This window comes from Streptomyces acidiscabies (genome assembly GCF_020010905.1).
Lineage (GTDB): Bacteria > Actinomycetota > Actinomycetes > Streptomycetales > Streptomycetaceae > Streptomyces > Streptomyces acidiscabies.
Map to the genome: position 1 here is coordinate 4298905 of NZ_JAGJBY010000001.1, position 16143 is coordinate 4315047.

The 16143-nt window shown below is 73.2% G+C and carries 6 protein-coding genes; 1 reads left to right on the forward strand and 5 read right to left on the reverse strand.

The features are described 5' to 3' along the window. The first annotated feature begins 107 nt into the window (after window positions 1-107). Window positions 108-806 (forward strand): response regulator transcription factor, encoded by a 699-nt coding sequence (locus J8M50_RS19830; protein ID WP_010355227.1) that lies wholly within the window; start codon window positions 108-110, stop codon window positions 804-806. A 4-nt stretch (window positions 807-810) separates the two neighbouring features. Here the strand turns inward: J8M50_RS19830 and J8M50_RS19835 are convergent, their stop codons facing one another. Genes J8M50_RS19835 through J8M50_RS19855 form a run of 5 tightly spaced genes read right to left on the reverse strand, consistent with a single transcriptional unit; the run spans window position 811 to window position 16138 of the window. Then, window positions 811-1875 (reverse strand): threonine synthase, encoded by a 1065-nt coding sequence (locus J8M50_RS19835; RefSeq protein ID WP_010355226.1) that lies wholly within the window; start codon window positions 1873-1875, stop codon window positions 811-813. After that, window positions 1872-4199: a penicillin acylase family protein gene (locus J8M50_RS19840; RefSeq protein WP_010355225.1), complete on the reverse strand. Its 2328-nt coding sequence runs from the start codon at window positions 4197-4199 to the stop codon at window positions 1872-1874. Before J8M50_RS19840 ends, J8M50_RS19835 begins: the two co-directional genes overlap by 4 nt. Further along, a complete protein-coding gene (locus tag J8M50_RS19845) occupies window positions 4186-5430 on the reverse strand; it encodes an MFS transporter (protein WP_010355223.1) in 1245 nt (414 codons plus the stop codon). The genes J8M50_RS19840 and J8M50_RS19845 overlap by 14 nt, the downstream gene beginning before the upstream one ends. Then, a complete protein-coding gene (locus J8M50_RS19850; RefSeq protein WP_010355222.1) occupies window positions 5427-9437 on the reverse strand; it encodes a non-ribosomal peptide synthetase in 4011 nt (1336 codons plus the stop codon). Before J8M50_RS19850 ends, J8M50_RS19845 begins: the two co-directional genes overlap by 4 nt. Window positions 9438-9454: 17 nt before the next feature. Next, a complete protein-coding gene (locus J8M50_RS19855; RefSeq protein ID WP_158002808.1) occupies window positions 9455-16138 on the reverse strand; it encodes a non-ribosomal peptide synthetase in 6684 nt (2227 codons plus the stop codon). Window positions 16139-16143 lie beyond the last annotated feature (5 nt).

Here is a 16143-nt window from a genome sequence, read left to right on the forward strand (position 1 = left end):
ACCCTCGGCCGGGTGGCAGTCCTCCGGTTCGGCGGGCAGCGCGCGTACGGCCTTGTACGGTGGGTTCCCGTGATGCCTTTTCCGACGTCCGTATCCGGAGGCCGGCCATGACGATCCGGGTGGTCGTGGCCGACGACCACACCCTCGTACGCGCCGGTTTCAGCGTGCTCGTGAACGCCTCGGCGGACATGGAGGTCGTCGCCGAGACCAGCACCGGCCGCGACACCGTGGCGGCCGGCCGCGCGCACCTTCCCGACATCGTCCTGATGGACGTACGGATGCCCGACATGGACGGCATCGAGGCGACCCGGCAACTGCTGGACGATCCGGCCACCGAGTCCATCCGGGTCGTCATCCTCACGACCTTCGACCTCGACGAGTACGTGTTCGCCGCGCTCAAGGCCGGTGCCAGTGGCTTCCTCCTCAAGGACACGCCGCCGGAGAAGCTCCTCGCCGGGATCCGTACGGTCGCCGCGGGCGAGGCCCTCCTCGCGCCGAGCGTGACCCGGCGCCTGATCCGCGACTTCGTCAACCGGCCCGCCCTCGACGCCGGCATCTCACCGGCCCTGCTCGAACCGCTCACGGAACGCGAGCTGGAGGTCCTCGTCCACGTCGCGGCCGGACACTCCAACGCGGACATCAGCGGCCGGCTCCACATCAGCGTCGCGACCGTCAAGACCCACGTCAGCCGCCTGTTCAGCAAGCTGGACGCCCACGACCGCGCCCAACTGGTCGTGATCGCCTACGAGACGGGCCTGGTCGAACAGGTCCGCCGCCAGCAGGCGGGCGGGGGTCACAGGCCGTAGCGGCTCACAGCCCCTTGAAGAAGTGCGACGTCGCCACGAGCACCGCGTGCTCGCCCGCCCCGATCGTCCCCTCCGCCCGCAGTCGCTCGTACGCCGCGAACACGGTCACGCTGCTCCGCTCCCACACATGACCCCGGCCGCACAGCCGGGCGTACCACTCGTCGGCCGTGTCGGAAGAGACCACCATCGCGGAGCCGCCCGAGAGCATCACGGCCCGGTGTGCCTGGACGGTCGTCGTGTGGCCGGCGATCGACGACAACCGCCCGCTGTCGCCGGGGAAGTGGCCGCCGACGGGCGCCCCGGCGAGGACGGCGGCGAGGCGGGGGAAGGGCTCCACGAGGTGCAGCCGGGGCGGCGTCGTGCCCGGCAGTTCCGCGAAGCCCCGGTGGATGCCCCACGCGAGGTCGCCCCGGCTGGTGGGGACGACGACGTGCCGGACCTCCTCGGCCGCCTGCCCGGCGATCTCCCAGGCGATCCGCTTGTAGCCCTCGATGCCGATCGGATGGCAGCCGACGAAGGGCTCGGCGATGTTGGAGACGGCCAGCGTGTCCGGCCGGGCGGCCAACTCGCGGATCAGGCCGACGCGTTCGGCGTCCGTGGCGAACAGGTGGAGGTCCGCCCCGAGGTCGGCGAGCCGCTCGCGCACCGGCTCCGGGAGCCGCGTGTACCCGGCGACCGTGCAGCGCAGCCCGGCCGCTGCGGCGTACGCGGCGAGCGCGAGACCGGCGTTGCCCGAGGAGCTGATGGCGACGCGCTCGTATCCGGACGCGGCGGCGTGCGCGACGACCATCGCCGCGAACCGGTCCTTGTGCGAGCCGGTGGGATTCGCGGCCTCGTTCTTGACGGACGCGCCCTCCAGCCAAGGGAGTCGCAGCAGCGGCGTGTCGCCCTCGCCCAGGGCGGGCGCCGTGACGTACGGCAGCCGCTCGGTCGGGGCCGTCGTGTCGTCGTACACGCAGAACAGGTTGGGGTTCCGCCCGGCCGTATCGCAGTCCGGGCAGCCCCGGGGATGGTCCGCGACCGGGAAACGGGCCGCGCACCGCACGCACTCCAGATGGGACAGGGTCACGACGGCCTCCGCAGCGTCAGGACACGGGCCGTACGGTCCGGCGGCCCCTTCAGCGGCACCGGGTACAGCCGCCCCGCCGCGTGCAGCGGCGTCTGGTCCTCGTAATGGGGTGAGCGCGGATGCCCCGAACTGCCGTGCCGCAGCACGTCCCACAGCCGGGGCCCGTCCGGCCGCAGCTCGGCGACGAACCGCCAGGGCGCCCCCTCCACCACCGTCCCCTGCCGGTCGGGCGTCATCAGCCCCACCGAGTGCCCGCTCCCCCCGACCGGCGTGGTGACCCCGCCGAACAGCACCGGCACCGCCTTGGCCAGCGCGTGCCGGTCCCGGATGCGGTGGATCCGGTCGTGGCGCCACCGCGCGGGATCGGCCCCCTGCTCCTCGGCGATCCACGCGGCGGCCTCGGCCAGCGCGCGGCCCACGCTCACCGGGAGCGGCGTGCCGTCGCCCAGGCGGGCCCGGGCCCCGGGGGAGGTGAGGAGGTGGTCGACCTGGAGGGTGACGTCGGGCATCGCGGCGGCCAGGTCCGCGCCGAGCCGGTCGTACACCCAGTGGTCGGTGAGCTTCTGGAGGAGGCGGAAGAAGACCAGCGGCGCGGCCTCGCCGGGGCGGGCGTGGCCGTCCCAGTCCGCGAGGAGGCGGTGGCAGGCCGCCGGGAGCGGCTCGGCGGGGGGTGCGTCGGCGAGGGCCGCGAGCAGGACGGGCAGGATACGGCGGGCCCGGCCGTCGGCGGTGTCGTTCTGCCAGGCGGCGCAGGTCTCCGGGGTGATCCGGGGCGCCGTGGTGATCAACTCCTCGATGCGCTCGGCCCGGTAGGGGGCGACCCAGTCGGCGCCGACGTCCCGGGGGTCGTCGTCGGGGAGCATCTTGTGGTTGGCGGAGACGACGTGGCCCCGTTCGGGGTCGGTGTCCTCGGGGAGGTCGTCGAAGTCCAGGAAGCCCTTCCAGGACGCGGCGACCCGGTCGTGCCCGTCGGGGGTACGGCCGCTGCCGGGGAGGCGGGCGGGGACGCGGCCCGCCGTCCTCACGGAGATCGTGCCGTCCTGGCAGGCCCAGACGACGTTGAGGACGGGTACGCCGAAGGACCTCAGGGCGTCGCGGAACTCGCCGGGGGCCGTCGCGCGCCACATCGACTGGCAGGCGGCGATCTCCACGGAGGGTTCGAAGCCGCTCCAGTACAGGCCGTAGCGGGTGTCGGTGCCGGGCGGGTCCAGTTCGACGTACCCGTCTCCGCCCGCCGCCCGGACGGTGACCGGGGCGTCGCCCCGGACCGTGATCGTGCTGTCCTCCTGCCAGCGGGGCGGCTCGGGGGGCAGGGTGCACAGGTCCTGGGTGTCGACGGTGGCGTTGGTGATGCCCCAGGCGAGCCGGCGGTTGGCACCGGCGATGAGGCCGGGGACGCCGGGGACGGTGACGCCGTAGCCGTACTCGTCGTCCCCGTCCCCGCCGCTGAGGGACAGGCCCGTCTGGTACCACATGCTCGGCTGGGTGAAGGGGATGTGCGGGTCGTTGGCGAGGATCGGGTGGCCCGAGGCGGTGAGGGCGCCGGAGACGGCCCAGGCGTTCGAGCCGATGGGGTGCTCGCCGTCGAGGAGGCCGTCGAGCCAGCGGCGGGAGGCGGCCGGGAGGGCGGCGGAGGCCGGGGGAGGGACGTACGCGCGGGCTGTCGCGCTCATGTCGCCCCCGCCGCTCCGCACAGTCACCGCCCCGTCCACCGGATACCGGGGTTCCCCGAACGCGCCCACGTACTCAGGGCGTTCGGCGGCCAGCCGGGCCCGGAACGTCTCGTTCTTGATGTTGACCGCGAGGTCGAAGCCCAGGTGTTTGACGATGAGGACGGAGTCCAGCGGCGTCCACGGCTCGGGCCGGTAGCGCAGGAGCGTGAACTCGACGGGGAGGCCGCCGCGCCGCCGCATGCGGTGGACGGCCGCGTTCACCCCGGCGCTGAAGGCGTCGAGGGCGGCCCGGTGGCGGGGCTCCAGGAGCCGTTCGGAGCGCCGGGCGACCCGGGTCAGCGCGAGCCCCCGCGCCCGGACGTCCTCCTGGACCGTCACCGCGCCGAACAGCTCGGACAGCCGCCCCCGCGCCCGGCGGCGCAGGATGTCCATCTGCCAGAGCCGGTCCTGGGCCTGCGCGAACCCGGCGGCGAAGTACAGGTCGCCCTCGTCGCGGGCCCGCACCCACGGCACCCCGCGCAGGTCGCGCCGGATCTCCGCGCCCCGCGCCAGCCCGGGCAGGCTCAGCGTCCCCTCGTCGAGGTGGGCCCAGCGGCTGGGCAGGGCCGCCGCCGACAGCGCACGGCCGATCAGGCGTTCACGCCGGTTCACGCGTCTCCTCCTGGTGTGCGGGCGTCGCGATGCCGGGGATGCGGCGGCCGACGAGTACGTAGATGGCGACGCTGACCAGCGCCAGGGACCCCACCCCGAGGAACATCGCCGTCCCGCCGAAGCCGGTCAGCAGCAGACCGCCCGCCGACGGGCCGACGAACCCGCCGAACTGGGCGAAGGTCTGGGCGCCGAAGTAGCTGCCCCGGTTGGTGCCGGGCGCGATCCGGTCGATGATCGCGAACTCGGCGGGCACGATGAACGTCTCGCCGACCGAGAAGACCACCATCGCCACCACGAACTGCCAGGTCTCCCGCGAGGCGGCGAACCCGACCATTCCCACGAACAGCAGCAGCCCCCCGAGGATGATCGACGTCACCGGGTCCCGCTTGCCCGAGAAGCGCGAGGCGATCATCTGGAAGCCGACGACGGTCACGGCGTTGGTCGTCAGCAGGTAGCCGAGGATCGTCGTCCCGTCGTGGAAGCCGATCGCGAGGTGCTGGGCGAGCAGCGCCGAGATCTTCCCGTGCACGGACTCCAGGAGCAGCCCGGCGACGATGAACCACAGCAGCCGCCGGTCCGTCGCCACGACCCGCGCACTGTCGCGCAGCCCGCGCAGGACGGAGCCGAGCCGCTCACCCTCGGCGGCCTTCACCGTCCGCGCACCCGGGTTGAACAGCAGCGTCAGCCCGAGCAGCGCGAGGTAGCCGGTGTACACGGCGGCCGAGATCAGGAACGCCGTCCGCCCGCCGGACAGGCCCGCGAACCCGCCGACCAGCGGCCCCACGGCGAAGCCGACGTTCAGCGCGAGGTACTGGTACGAGAACCACTTGACCCGCTTCTCGTCCGGCAGCACGTCGCTGAGCATCGCCTTGCCGACCGGCCCGAACGACGCCGCGCTCATCGACAGCGCCGCGTTGCACGCGAACACCGCCAGGATGTGGTGGCTGACGTAGAAGCCGAGGAACGACGCGACGACGCCGAGCAGGGAGAGCAGCAGCAGCCGGGGCCGGCCCAGGATGTCCGAGAGCGAGCCGCCGACGAACCCCGCGAGCACCGAGAAGAACACCGACGAACCGACGATCAGACCGACCATCGAGGGGTCGAGGCCCAGCTCCCGGCGCAGGAACACCGCGAGGAACGGGACCGTGAAGGAGTTCGCCAGGCTCATGATCCCCGAACCGACGATCAGCAGCCTCGCGATGAACGGGGGCGAGGCGGTGGTGCGCGTCATCGTGGACGGTGTCCCTTCACGGCGTCGTGGGGGGTGTGGAACCGGTGCATCAGCTCGGACAGCGTCTCGGCGGCCGGCCCCCGCAACAACCCCTCGTGATCAGTTGCGATGCTCTCGCACCTAATACTTGTGTTCAAAACGGCTGCCCAGTCGGCCGTCAAGTCGCCCCGCCCGGTGTTCCGCGTCGCCTCCACCAGCAGGACGGGTACGCCGCTGAGGTCGCCGGACGCCGGCCAGTCCAGGGCGGCCAGCCGTACGTAGTCCGCGAACGCCTCCCGCAGGGGGCCGCCGAGCAGCTCGGCCGCCTCGCCCATCCGCCGCTCGGCCCGGTCCAGGACCTCGGCCTCCGGGAGGGCGGCCAGCTCCTCCCGTACGGCCGCCGCGTGTTCCTGGCCGACGGCGGGGAACGCCGCCGAGAGGCTGCCGAGGAAGTACGCGAGCAGTTTCTCGCGGGGCTCGGACAGCTCGGTACGCAGGGACTTCGGGGCGAGGGCGTCCAGCAGGACGAGGGACAGGACCTGGCCGCCGTCCAGACGCCGGGCGACCTCGTAGGCGAGGGCGCCGCCGAAGGAGTGGCCCACGAGGTGGACCGGGCGGCCCGACGCCTCGGCCGCGATGGCCTGGGCGCAGGCTTCCGCCAGCACGGGGACGGTCAGGCCGTCGCCGTGCGCGCGGACCAACTCCCCGGTGGACAGGGCGTGGAAGGAGCGCTCCGGGAAGTGGGCGGAGAGCTGCGCGTACGAGGGGGCCAGGCCCAGGATGCCGGGGAAGGCGAAGACGGGGGGCGGGCCGTCGGGGCGGGAGCGGAGGGGGAGGAGGACATGCGGTACCTCCCGTGCCGGGGGCGTGAGCAGTTCGCCGAGCGGCGTGTGCGGATCGCCCGTGATCCGGTCCAGCAGTTCCGCGAACTCCGCCGCCATTCCCTCGACCGTCCCCCGGTCGAACAGGTCCGTGTTGTAACGCCAGTTGAGCCGGAAGCCGTCCTGGTCCTCGGTGATGTCGAGCACCAGGTCCGTCTTCGCCTCCTGCACCGGCAGCCGTACCGCCGTCACCGTCAGGCCGTCCAGGCTCAGCGGCACGGTCTCGTTGTTCTGGACCACCAGCATCAGCTGGAACAGGGGGGAGTGGCGCGCGGTGCGCTCGGGGTTGAGCCGCCTGACCAGCTCCTCGAAGGGGACGTGCTGCCGCTCCAGGTCGCGGAGCGTCTGGTCGCGGACCTGGGCCAGCAGATCGCCGACGCTCCCGGTCCCGGGGACCCGCGTCCGCAGCACCACCGTGTTGACGAACATCCCGATGACGTCGTCGAAGTCGGTGGACGGCCGGTTGGCGACCGGCGTACCGACCACGACGTCCGCGTCCTTGCCCCGCCGGGCGACGAACAGCGCGAAGGCCGCCTGGAGCAGCATGAACACGGTCACGTCAGCCGACCGTGCCGCCCCCTTGAGGGCGCCGCCCGCCCGGCGGGTCACGGTGTCCCCGTGGTACGTCATCCGCTCCGGCCGGACCCGGTCCAACGGCAGCGAGTGCTCGGCGGGCAGATCCGCGAGCCGCCCCTCCCAGTAGTCGACGTCGTCCCGCGCGGCGGGCGTACCGAGCCACTCCCGCATGCTGTGGGCGTAGTCGGCGTACGTCGCGGCGAGCGCAGGCAGCGGGTCGCCCTCGGTCCGCTGGGCGAAGTGGGCGTACAGCACGCCGAGTTCACGCCCGAGGACGGCGTTGGACCACCCGTCCCCGGCCACGTGGTGCAGCGTCACCAGCAGCCCGTGCACCCGCTCCCCGAACGCCACCACCCGTACCCGCAGCGGCAGATCCCGCTCCAGGTCGAAGGGCCGGGCGACCTCCTCCTCCGCCAACTCCTCGATCACCCGGCGGACTTCACCTCCGGGCGCCTCCTCCACCGACACCCGCACCCGTTCGGCGGGCAGTGCGACGGCGACGACCTCGCCGTCCTCCAGCCGCAGCAGGCTGCGCAGCGGGACATGCCGTTCGGCGAGCGCGACGAAGGACCGCTCCAGCGCGGCCACGTCCAACTCGCCCTCCAGGAGCAGGGACATGTGCAGGTTGTACGCGGAGCTGTCCGGCTCCATCCGCGACAGGAAGTACAGCCGCTGCTGAGCCGACGTCGCCGGCCGCCGCTCCTGGTCGGGCGCCCGCAGGAGCGGCATGACCGGCCCGCCGTCCGGCTCCCGTTCGCGTACGGCGGCGGCCAGCGCCCGCGCGGTCGGCTCGCGCAGGAAGTCGCGCAGGGCGACGCTCACCCCGAAGTCGGTGCGGACGCGGGCCAGCAGGCGGGTCGCCAGCAGGGAGTGGCCGCCGAGGTCGAAGAAGCCGTCGGTGGGGGTGATCCGGCCGCCGGGCAGCAGGTCGGACATGGCGGCGACGATCCGGGCCACCACCGGGTCGCGGTCCGTGGCGTCGGCCGGGGCCGTGTGGTCGTCCGGCGTCGGGTCCGGCAGGGCGCGGCGGTCGAGCTTGCCGTTGTGGGTGAGGGGGAGCGCGTCGAGGGGGACGAACACGCTGGGCAGCATGTACTCGGGGAGCACCTCGGAGAGGCGCCCCCGCAGGTCGGCGGGCGCGGCGCCGGGCCCGTCCGGGACGACGTACGCCACGAGCGCCCGGCCCAGCCTGGGCAGCTCGCGGGCGACGACCGCCGCCTCGGTCACCCCCTCCAGCGCGCGCAACGCGCCCTCCACCTCGCCGAGTTCGATGCGGAAGCCCCGGATCTTGACCTGGTCGTCCCTGCGGCCGTGATAGGCGAACTCCCCGTCCGGCAGGAGCCGGGCCAGGTCACCCGACCGGTAGCCACGCCCCCGTCCGCCGGGCAGCTCCACGAACCGCTCCCGGGTCAGGTCGGGCCGCCCGAGGTAGCCGAGGGCCACGCCGGGGCCGGTCACCACGATCTCGCCGGTCTCCCCGGCCGGCACCGGCGCCAGGTCCTCGTCCAGGAGCAGGAACTCCAGGTCCGGCAGCGGGCGCCCGATCAGCGACAGCCCCCGGTCCAGGTCGGCGCGCCGTACCCGCCGGAAGGAGGCGTGGACGGTCGTCTCGGTGATGCCGTACATGTTCACCAGGGCCGGCGCGTCGTCGCCGTACTTGTCCGCCCAGCGTTTCAGGTCGGAGAAGTGCAGGGCCTCGCCGCCGAACACCACCCAGCGCAGGGGGAGTCGCTCGGGGTGGCGGACGTCCTCGGCGGCGAGCTGGTTGAAGGCGGTGGGGGTCTGGCTGAGCACCGTCACCCGCTCCTCGCGCAGCAGTGCGCGGAACGCCACCGGGTCCTGCGCGGTCGCCTTGGGGACGACGACGAGCGTGCCGCCGTACAGCAGGGCGCCCCACATCTCCCACACCGACACGTCGAACGCGAAGGAGTGGAACAGCGACCAGACGTCCTCGGGCCCGAACCCGTAGTGCTCCTCGCTGCTGCTGAACAGCCGCAGCACGTTCCCGTGGGTGACCTGCACACCCTTGGGGCGGCCGGTGGTGCCCGAGGTGAAGATGACGTACGCCCGGCTGTCCCGGCCGGCGGGTGAGGTGCCCAACTCCCCGGCAGGCAGCGACACGTCCACGCGCAGGATGGCCCGTTCGCCGGGCAGGGCGGCCAGCTCCCCGGACGTGATCACCACGGCCGGGTCCGCGTCCTGGAGGATCACGTCGAGCCGGGCGCGCGGCGTCGCCGGGTCCAGCGGCACGTAGCAGCAGCCGACGCGCAGCACGGCGAGGGCGGCGGCCACCATGTCCGCCGACCGCTCCAGCAGGATGCCCACCGGACGCGCCGGATCGACGCCCAACGCCTGGAGCGCGCCCGCGAGTTCAGCCGCCCGCTCGTCCAACTGCCGGTACGTCAGCGACTGGCGCCCGCAGCGGACGGCCACCCGGTCGCCGTACGCCTGCACGGCGGCGGCGAACGCCTCGGTCAGCGACCCGGCGCGCGCCACACCGGACGGCTCCCGTACGGGAGTTGTACGTAGGGCGACCCGGCGGCGCAGTTGTTCCACACGGTCCTTGTTCATCGGTGTCTCCGGGTCCGTCAGAAGGCGAGCAGAAGGGCCGGGAGCAGACCGGCGTCGTCCAGCCGGCCGAGGAACTCCTCCCAGTGCGGGGAACCGGCCACTTGCGCGGCCTCGTCCGGGTCGGCGAAGTCGAGGCGCTCACCGCTGACTCGGTGCCAGATCCGGGCGAGCTCTTCCCGGTCGGCGGGGTCGGTCAGGGGGATGCGGTGCGGGTCGCCGTCCGGGCCCGCCAGCAGGCCCGCCAGCATCGACTCCACGGCCCGCAGCAGCCGGGCCGCCGTGGCGCCGGTGAACAGGGAGGCGTCGTACTGGAGCGTCAGACCGCCGTCCTCGGTGAACCGGAACGACAGGTCGAACTGGGCGGTCGAGGGCGGCACTTGGGCCAGCGAGCCGACCAGGCCAGGGACCCGGTCCAGGTCGAGGGGGAAGTTGTCCACGGTCACCAGGACCTGGACCAGCGGCGAGGTGCCGGGCCGCCGCTCGGCGCCGGAGACCCGCACGATCTCCTGGAACGGCAGGTGCTGGTGCTCCAGCGCCTCCAGCGCGCTCGCGGTCACCTCCCGCAGCAACTCGCCCGTCGTCAGGCCCTGTTCGACGCGGTAGCGGAACGGCAGGGTGTTGGCGAAGAACCCGATCAGGTGCTCCGTACGCGGCAGATCGCGCCCGGCTACCGCCGCGCCCAGCACCAGGTCCGGCTGCTGCGTGAACCGCGCCATGACGGCCGCGACCGCCGTGTGGAACACCATGAACGGCGTACTGCCGTGCGCGGCGGCGAACTCCCGTACCAGCGCCGCCGTTTCCGCACCCCAGGACGCCGTCAGGTGCCCGGCCTCCCGCGAACGGCCCTCGGCGCGCTCCACGTCGGTCGTCAGCGCGAGTTCACCCGCGCAGCCGTCCAAGTAGGCCCGCCAGAACGCCACTTCACCGGCCGCGCGCCTCGCGAGGAAGTCCCGCTGCCACAGCGCGAAGTCGCCGTACTGCACCGGCAGTTCGGGCAGCTCCGGGGTACGGCCCTCGGTCGTGGCGAGGTACGCCTCGGTGATCTCCCGGACCGCGACGTCCGTGGACCAGCCGTCGGAGACGGTGTGGTGGCTGCTCCAGCGCAGGATGTGCTCGGTGGGGGAGAAGCGGTACAGGCGGGCCACGACCAGGGGGCCGCGTGTCAGGTCGAAGCGCTGGGCCAGGGCCTCGCGCTTGACGTGCTCCTCGCGGGCCCCGGGGTCGTCGAGCCCGTCGACCTCCTCGACCTCCAGCCGGATGCGCGCCGACGGGTCCGGCGTCTGGTGGGGTACGCCGTCGCGGGAGCCGAAGCGGACGGAGAGGATCTCGTGCCGCCCGGCCAGTACGTCCACGGCTGCGCGCAGCGCGTCCACGTCGAGGGGGCCCGACAGGCGCAGCAGGGAGGTGTTGTCGTAGGCCCGGTCGTCCGGGTCGACCTGGTGCAGGAACCAGAGGCTGGCCTGACCGGCGGTGAGGGGGAAGGCGAGCGTGCCTGCCGGGCGGGGCGGGATGCTCAGGGTCTCCTCGGGGGCGGACGGGCTGCGTTCGGCCAGTCCGTCGAGGTGGGCGGCGAGTGCGCGCGGGGTCGGGTTCTCGAACAGGAGCCGCAGGGGCAGGTCCTGGCCGAGGCGGTCCCGGAGCCGTGCCATGACCTGGGTCGCGTGCAGGGAGTGGCCGCCCGCCTCGAAGAAGTGAGTCGTGGGGGAGGGGGTGCGGCTCAGTACGCTCGCCCAGACCTCGACGACCGTCCGCTCGGTGGGCGTCGCGGGTTCACCGGCGTCCTCGCCGCTCTCGGACGCGGCCGTCAGGTCCCAGGCGGCCAGCGCCTTCGTGTCGACCTTGCCGTGCGGGGTGCGGGGCAGGCCGTCGAGGCGGACGAGGTGGTCGGGGACGGCGTAGCGGGGGAGTACCTCGGCGAGGCGGTCGCGGAGGGCCGACAGGGTGACGTCGATGCGGCGGACCTGCGAGTTTTCGGCGCCCGCAGCGACCTCCGTCCCCTCTCCGCCCGCGTTCTCCGCCGCCCTGGGCACGAAGAAGCCGACGAGCTGCTTGCCGTCGCTCTCCGACTCCCGGACGATCACCGCGCTCTCCTGCAACTCCCCGAGACCCGCGAACGCGCGCCGCACCTCGCCGAGTTCGATCCGGTGGCCCCGGATCTTCAGCTGGCTGTCGATACGGCCGATGAACTCGAAGGTCCCGTCGGCGAGTTGACGGCCCCAGTCGCCGGTGCGGTAGGCCAGTACCTCGGCGTCGTCCGCGAAGGGGTCGGGGACGAACGCCGCCGCCGTACGCTCCGGGTCGTTCACGTAACCGCCGCCCACGCACAGCCCCCCGACGTACAGCTCGCCCGGTGTGCCGACCGGCACCGGCTCGCGGTCCGCGTCGAGGACGTACACCTTCGCGCCCCGGATCGGCCGGCCCACAGGCACCGACGCCGTCCGCTCGTCGGCCTCGCCGACCAGCTCGAAGTGGGTGCAGTCGTCGGAGACTTCGGTCGCGCCCCACATGTTCAGCAGGCGCACGGCGGGCAGTTCGCGGCGGAAGGCGTTCGCGCAGCGCGGGGTCAGGGTCTCGCCGCTGGAGACGACCCAGCGCAGCGCGAACGGGGGGAACGACTCCGGGCCGTGGTAGGCGAGTTCGGAGCTGAAGACACTCAGCACGGACGGCGACACCTCCAGGACGGTGATGCCGTCCTCGGCGACCGCGCGCAGGAGTCGGGGCGGGTCCTGGCTGACGGAGTCCGGGTAGATGACGGTCGTCGCGCCGACCAGGAGAGGCGCCAGGAGCTGCCACACCGAGATGTCGAAGGTGGCCGCCGCGTCCTGGGACACCCGGTCGCCGGGGCCGATCCCCAGGTCGTCGAGTTTCGCCTCGATGTGGTTCAGCATGCCGTCGTGGCGCAGGAGGGCCCCCTTGGGCTCCCCGGTCGACCCCGACGTGAAGATCACGTACGCCGCGTCCCGGCCACCGGGCACGGGACCGTCGTACGGCGCCGCCCCCTCCGCGTCGGCGAGAACCTGCGCGAGATCCAGCACCTCTCCCTCGACGACAGCCCGGTAAGTGGCGTCGCACAGCACGGTCCTGGCGCCGCTGGTGCGCAGCACGGACGCCACCCGGCGTACGGGACCCTCCGGCAGCGGCAGGTACACGGCGCCCACGCGCAGCACCGCGAGGACGGCCGTCAGATGGTCGATACCGCGTACGGCACCCAGCGCCACCACCTCGCCGGGCCGCACCCCCAGCCCGTGCAGGTGCCCGGCGAGGGCGCTCGCCCGCGCCGCCAACTCCCGGTAGCTCAGGGCCTCTTGCCCGTACCGCACGGCGACGTCACCGGAGTGCCGCTCCGCCGCCTCCGCGAACCGGGTCAGCACCCCCGGCGCCGACAGCGCCGCCGGCTGCCCGGCCCCCGCCACGAGCCGCGTCCACTGCTCCTCGCCCAGCAGCTCCCGCCGCGTGGGGACCGCGTGCGGGTGCGCGGCGACATGGGCCAGCGCGTTGCGGTACAGCACGCCGATCGCGCGCAACTGGTCCTCGGTGACCCGCTGGACGTTCGCCTCCAGGTCCAGCGAGAGGAGCTTCGTGAACGGGTCCTTGTTGAACTCGGTGCGCAGCGTGAAGTGCGTCTGGATGTACGCCTTGGCGTCCAGCACCTCGAAGCGGGTCGCCTCGGCGAGCTTCTCGTAGCTGTGGAAGTGCGTGTAGTTGAAGCTGATGTCCGTCAACTCGCGGGCTCCGGCGAGCCGTTGGAGTTCCGCGTACGGGTAGCGGCGCACCGGCAGGAGTTCGCTCTCCTTGTCGAAGGCCGCCCGGATCAGATCCCGCCACGCGAGGCCACGGCCGGTCAACAGGTAGGGCACCACGTTGAGATGGACGCCCAGGACATCGGCGCCGCCCTCGCCCTCGAAGCGGCCGTTGGACTCGACGCCGAGGAGCACCCGGTCGCGCGCGGTCAGGACGGACAGGACGCGCGCGTGCACGGCCAGCAGGACGTGCTTCAGGGAGACGCTGTGGGCGCGGGCCAGGTCGTCCAGCGCGTCCGACAGGTCCGGGTCGACCGGGACGGCGAGGAAACCCATCGTCCCCTCGTGCGTGTCCGAGGGACCGTCGGCCAGGCGCGGCAGCAACGTCGGCTCGGGGTCGGCGAGTTCCTTCGTCCAGAAGTCACTGACCGTGCTGTCGTCGAGCGCCTGCCGCTCCAGCGCGATGTAGTCGGCGTACCGGCGCGCGGTGCGCGGGGCGGGCGGCAGGGCCGGGTTCTCGCGCAGCGCCCAGTAGTCGGAGAGCACCTCCGTGATCAGCGACGACTCGCTCCAGCCGTCGAGCAGCGCGTCGTGGAAGCTCATCGCGAACAGGAACTCGCCCTCGTCCAGCAGATGCACGGCGAACCGGATCAGCGGCGGCTGCGACCAGTCGTACGGGACGAGCCGCTCGCCCTGCTGCCAGGCGTCCAGCCGCGCCTCCTGCTCCCGTGCCGGCAGATCGCGCAGGTCGGTCACGGTGAGGGGCGCGGCGGCCGTGCGGTGCACGAGCTGGAGGGGCTGGGTGTAGCCGGAGAAGTGGAACGAGGTCCGCAGGATGTCGTGGCGCTCCACGACCCGCGCCACGGCACGCCGCATCGCCTCGCCGTCGTAGGGGACGCCGCGCAGCCGGAACATGAAGATGTCGCAGTACATGTTCACGTCGGTCTCGTACGCGCTGTGGAACAGCAACCCCGCCTGGAGCGTGCCCACCGGGTACGCGTCCTCGACGTCCAGCGCGCGTACGGCCTCGCGGTCGGCCGGGTCGAGCAGGCTGAACGGCACGGTCGGCGGCTGCTGTTCGCTCTCCGTGGCCCGCTCGGCGACGGCCGCGAGGGCGCGGGGCGTCTGGAGGGCGTAGATGTCGCCGAGTTCCAGGGAGATCCCGCGCTTGAGCGCTTCCGCGCGCAGCTTCAGGGCGAGGATCGAGTCGCCGCCGACGCTGAAGAAGGAGTCGTCGGGGCCGACGCCGCTCACGCCGAGTACGTCGCTGTAGACGGCGGCGATGGCCTCCGACTCGGGCTCGGTGGCGGTCTGCGGTGTGTCGTCCGGCGCCGACTCGCGGAGCCGGTTGCCCGCTCCCGGCGCGGGCAACTGCGCCCGGTCCACCTTGCCGTTGTGGTTGAGGGGGATCGCGTCGACCGGCACCACGAACGCCGGGATCATGTACGCGGGGAGGCGCCGCCGGAGCTGTGCGAAGAGGTCGTCGGCGTCGAGTTCCTCGCCGGGTACGACGTACGCCACGATGCGCGCCACGTCGTCCCGGCTCACCCGCTCGCGGGAGCCGCCGCGCACGAGGTCCCGGACGTCGGTGATCCGCAGCGACAGCTCTTCCTCCTTGACCACGGGACCGGCGCTCGCCTTCGGCGCGGTCACCAGCACCGTCGCCTGCCGGACACCCGGCACGTCGTTCAACACCGCCTGGATCTCGCCCAGTTCGATGCGGAAGCCCCGGATCTTGACCTGGTCGTCCTTGCGGCCCTCGTAGGCGTACTCCCCGTCCTCGGTGAGCCGGGCGAGGTCGCCGGAGCGGTAGGCGCGGCCGACGCCGGGCAGCTCCACGAACCGCTCCCGGGTCAGGTCGGGGCGGCCGAGGTAGCCGAGCGCGACGCCGGGGCCGGTCACCAGGATCTCGCCGGTCTCTGTCGCCGCGACGGATTCGAGGTCGTCGTCCACCAGCGTGAAGTCCAGGTCCGGCAGCGGGCGGCCGATCAGTGAGCGGCTGTCCTTGAGGTCGGTGGCGCGGACCCGGCGGTGGGAGGCGTGCACGGTCGTCTCGGTGATGCCGTACATGTTCACCAGGGCCGGGCTCTCGTCGCCGTACTTGTCCGTCCAGCGTGCGAGGTCCGAGAAGTGCAGGGCCTCGCCGCCGAACACGACGTGCCGCAGCGGGAGTCGGTCCTCGTGCCGGGCGTCCTCGGCGATGAGCTGGCGGAAGGCCGTCGGGGTCTGGTTGAGGACGGTGACCCGTTCGTCGGCGAGCAACTGCCGTAGCGCGCGCGGGTCTTGGGCGGCCTCGCGGGGGACGACGACCAGGGTGCCGCCGTACAGGAGCGGGCCCCACATCTCCCAGACGGAGAAGTCGAAGGCGAACGAGTGGAACAGCGTCCACACGTCCTCGGGGCCGAAGCCGTAGAGGGGTTCGGTGGTGGTGAACAGGCGCAGGACGTTGCCGTGCGAGACCTCCACGCCCTTGGGGCGGCCGGTGGTGCCGGACGTGAAGATGACGTACGCGCGGGTCTCGCGGTGCGCCGGCGCCGGGCCGCCGGTCAGGGGCTCCGGCAGCGGGCCGTCCACGGGTACGGCGGTCACTCCGCCGGGCAGGCGGGCCGCCAGTTCCCGGGTGGTGACGACGACCGACGGGGCCGCGTCTTCGAGGATCAGCTCCAGGCGGGCCGTCGGGGTCGCCGGGTCCAGCGGGACGTACGACGCGCCCGTCCACAGGGCGGCTAGGGCCGCTGCCACCATGTCGGCGGAGCGGTCCAGGAGGATGCCGACCGGGCGCTCGGGGTCGGCGTCGTGGGCGGTGATCGCGGCGGCCAACGTACGGGCCCGCGCGTCGAGTTCGCGGTACGTGAGCGTCTCGGCGCCGCAGCGTACGGCGGTGCGGTCGCCGTGCGCGCGGACGGCGGCGGCGAAGCCCTCGGCGAGGCTGTCCACTCCGGCCAGAGGCGAGGTCGGCACAGTCT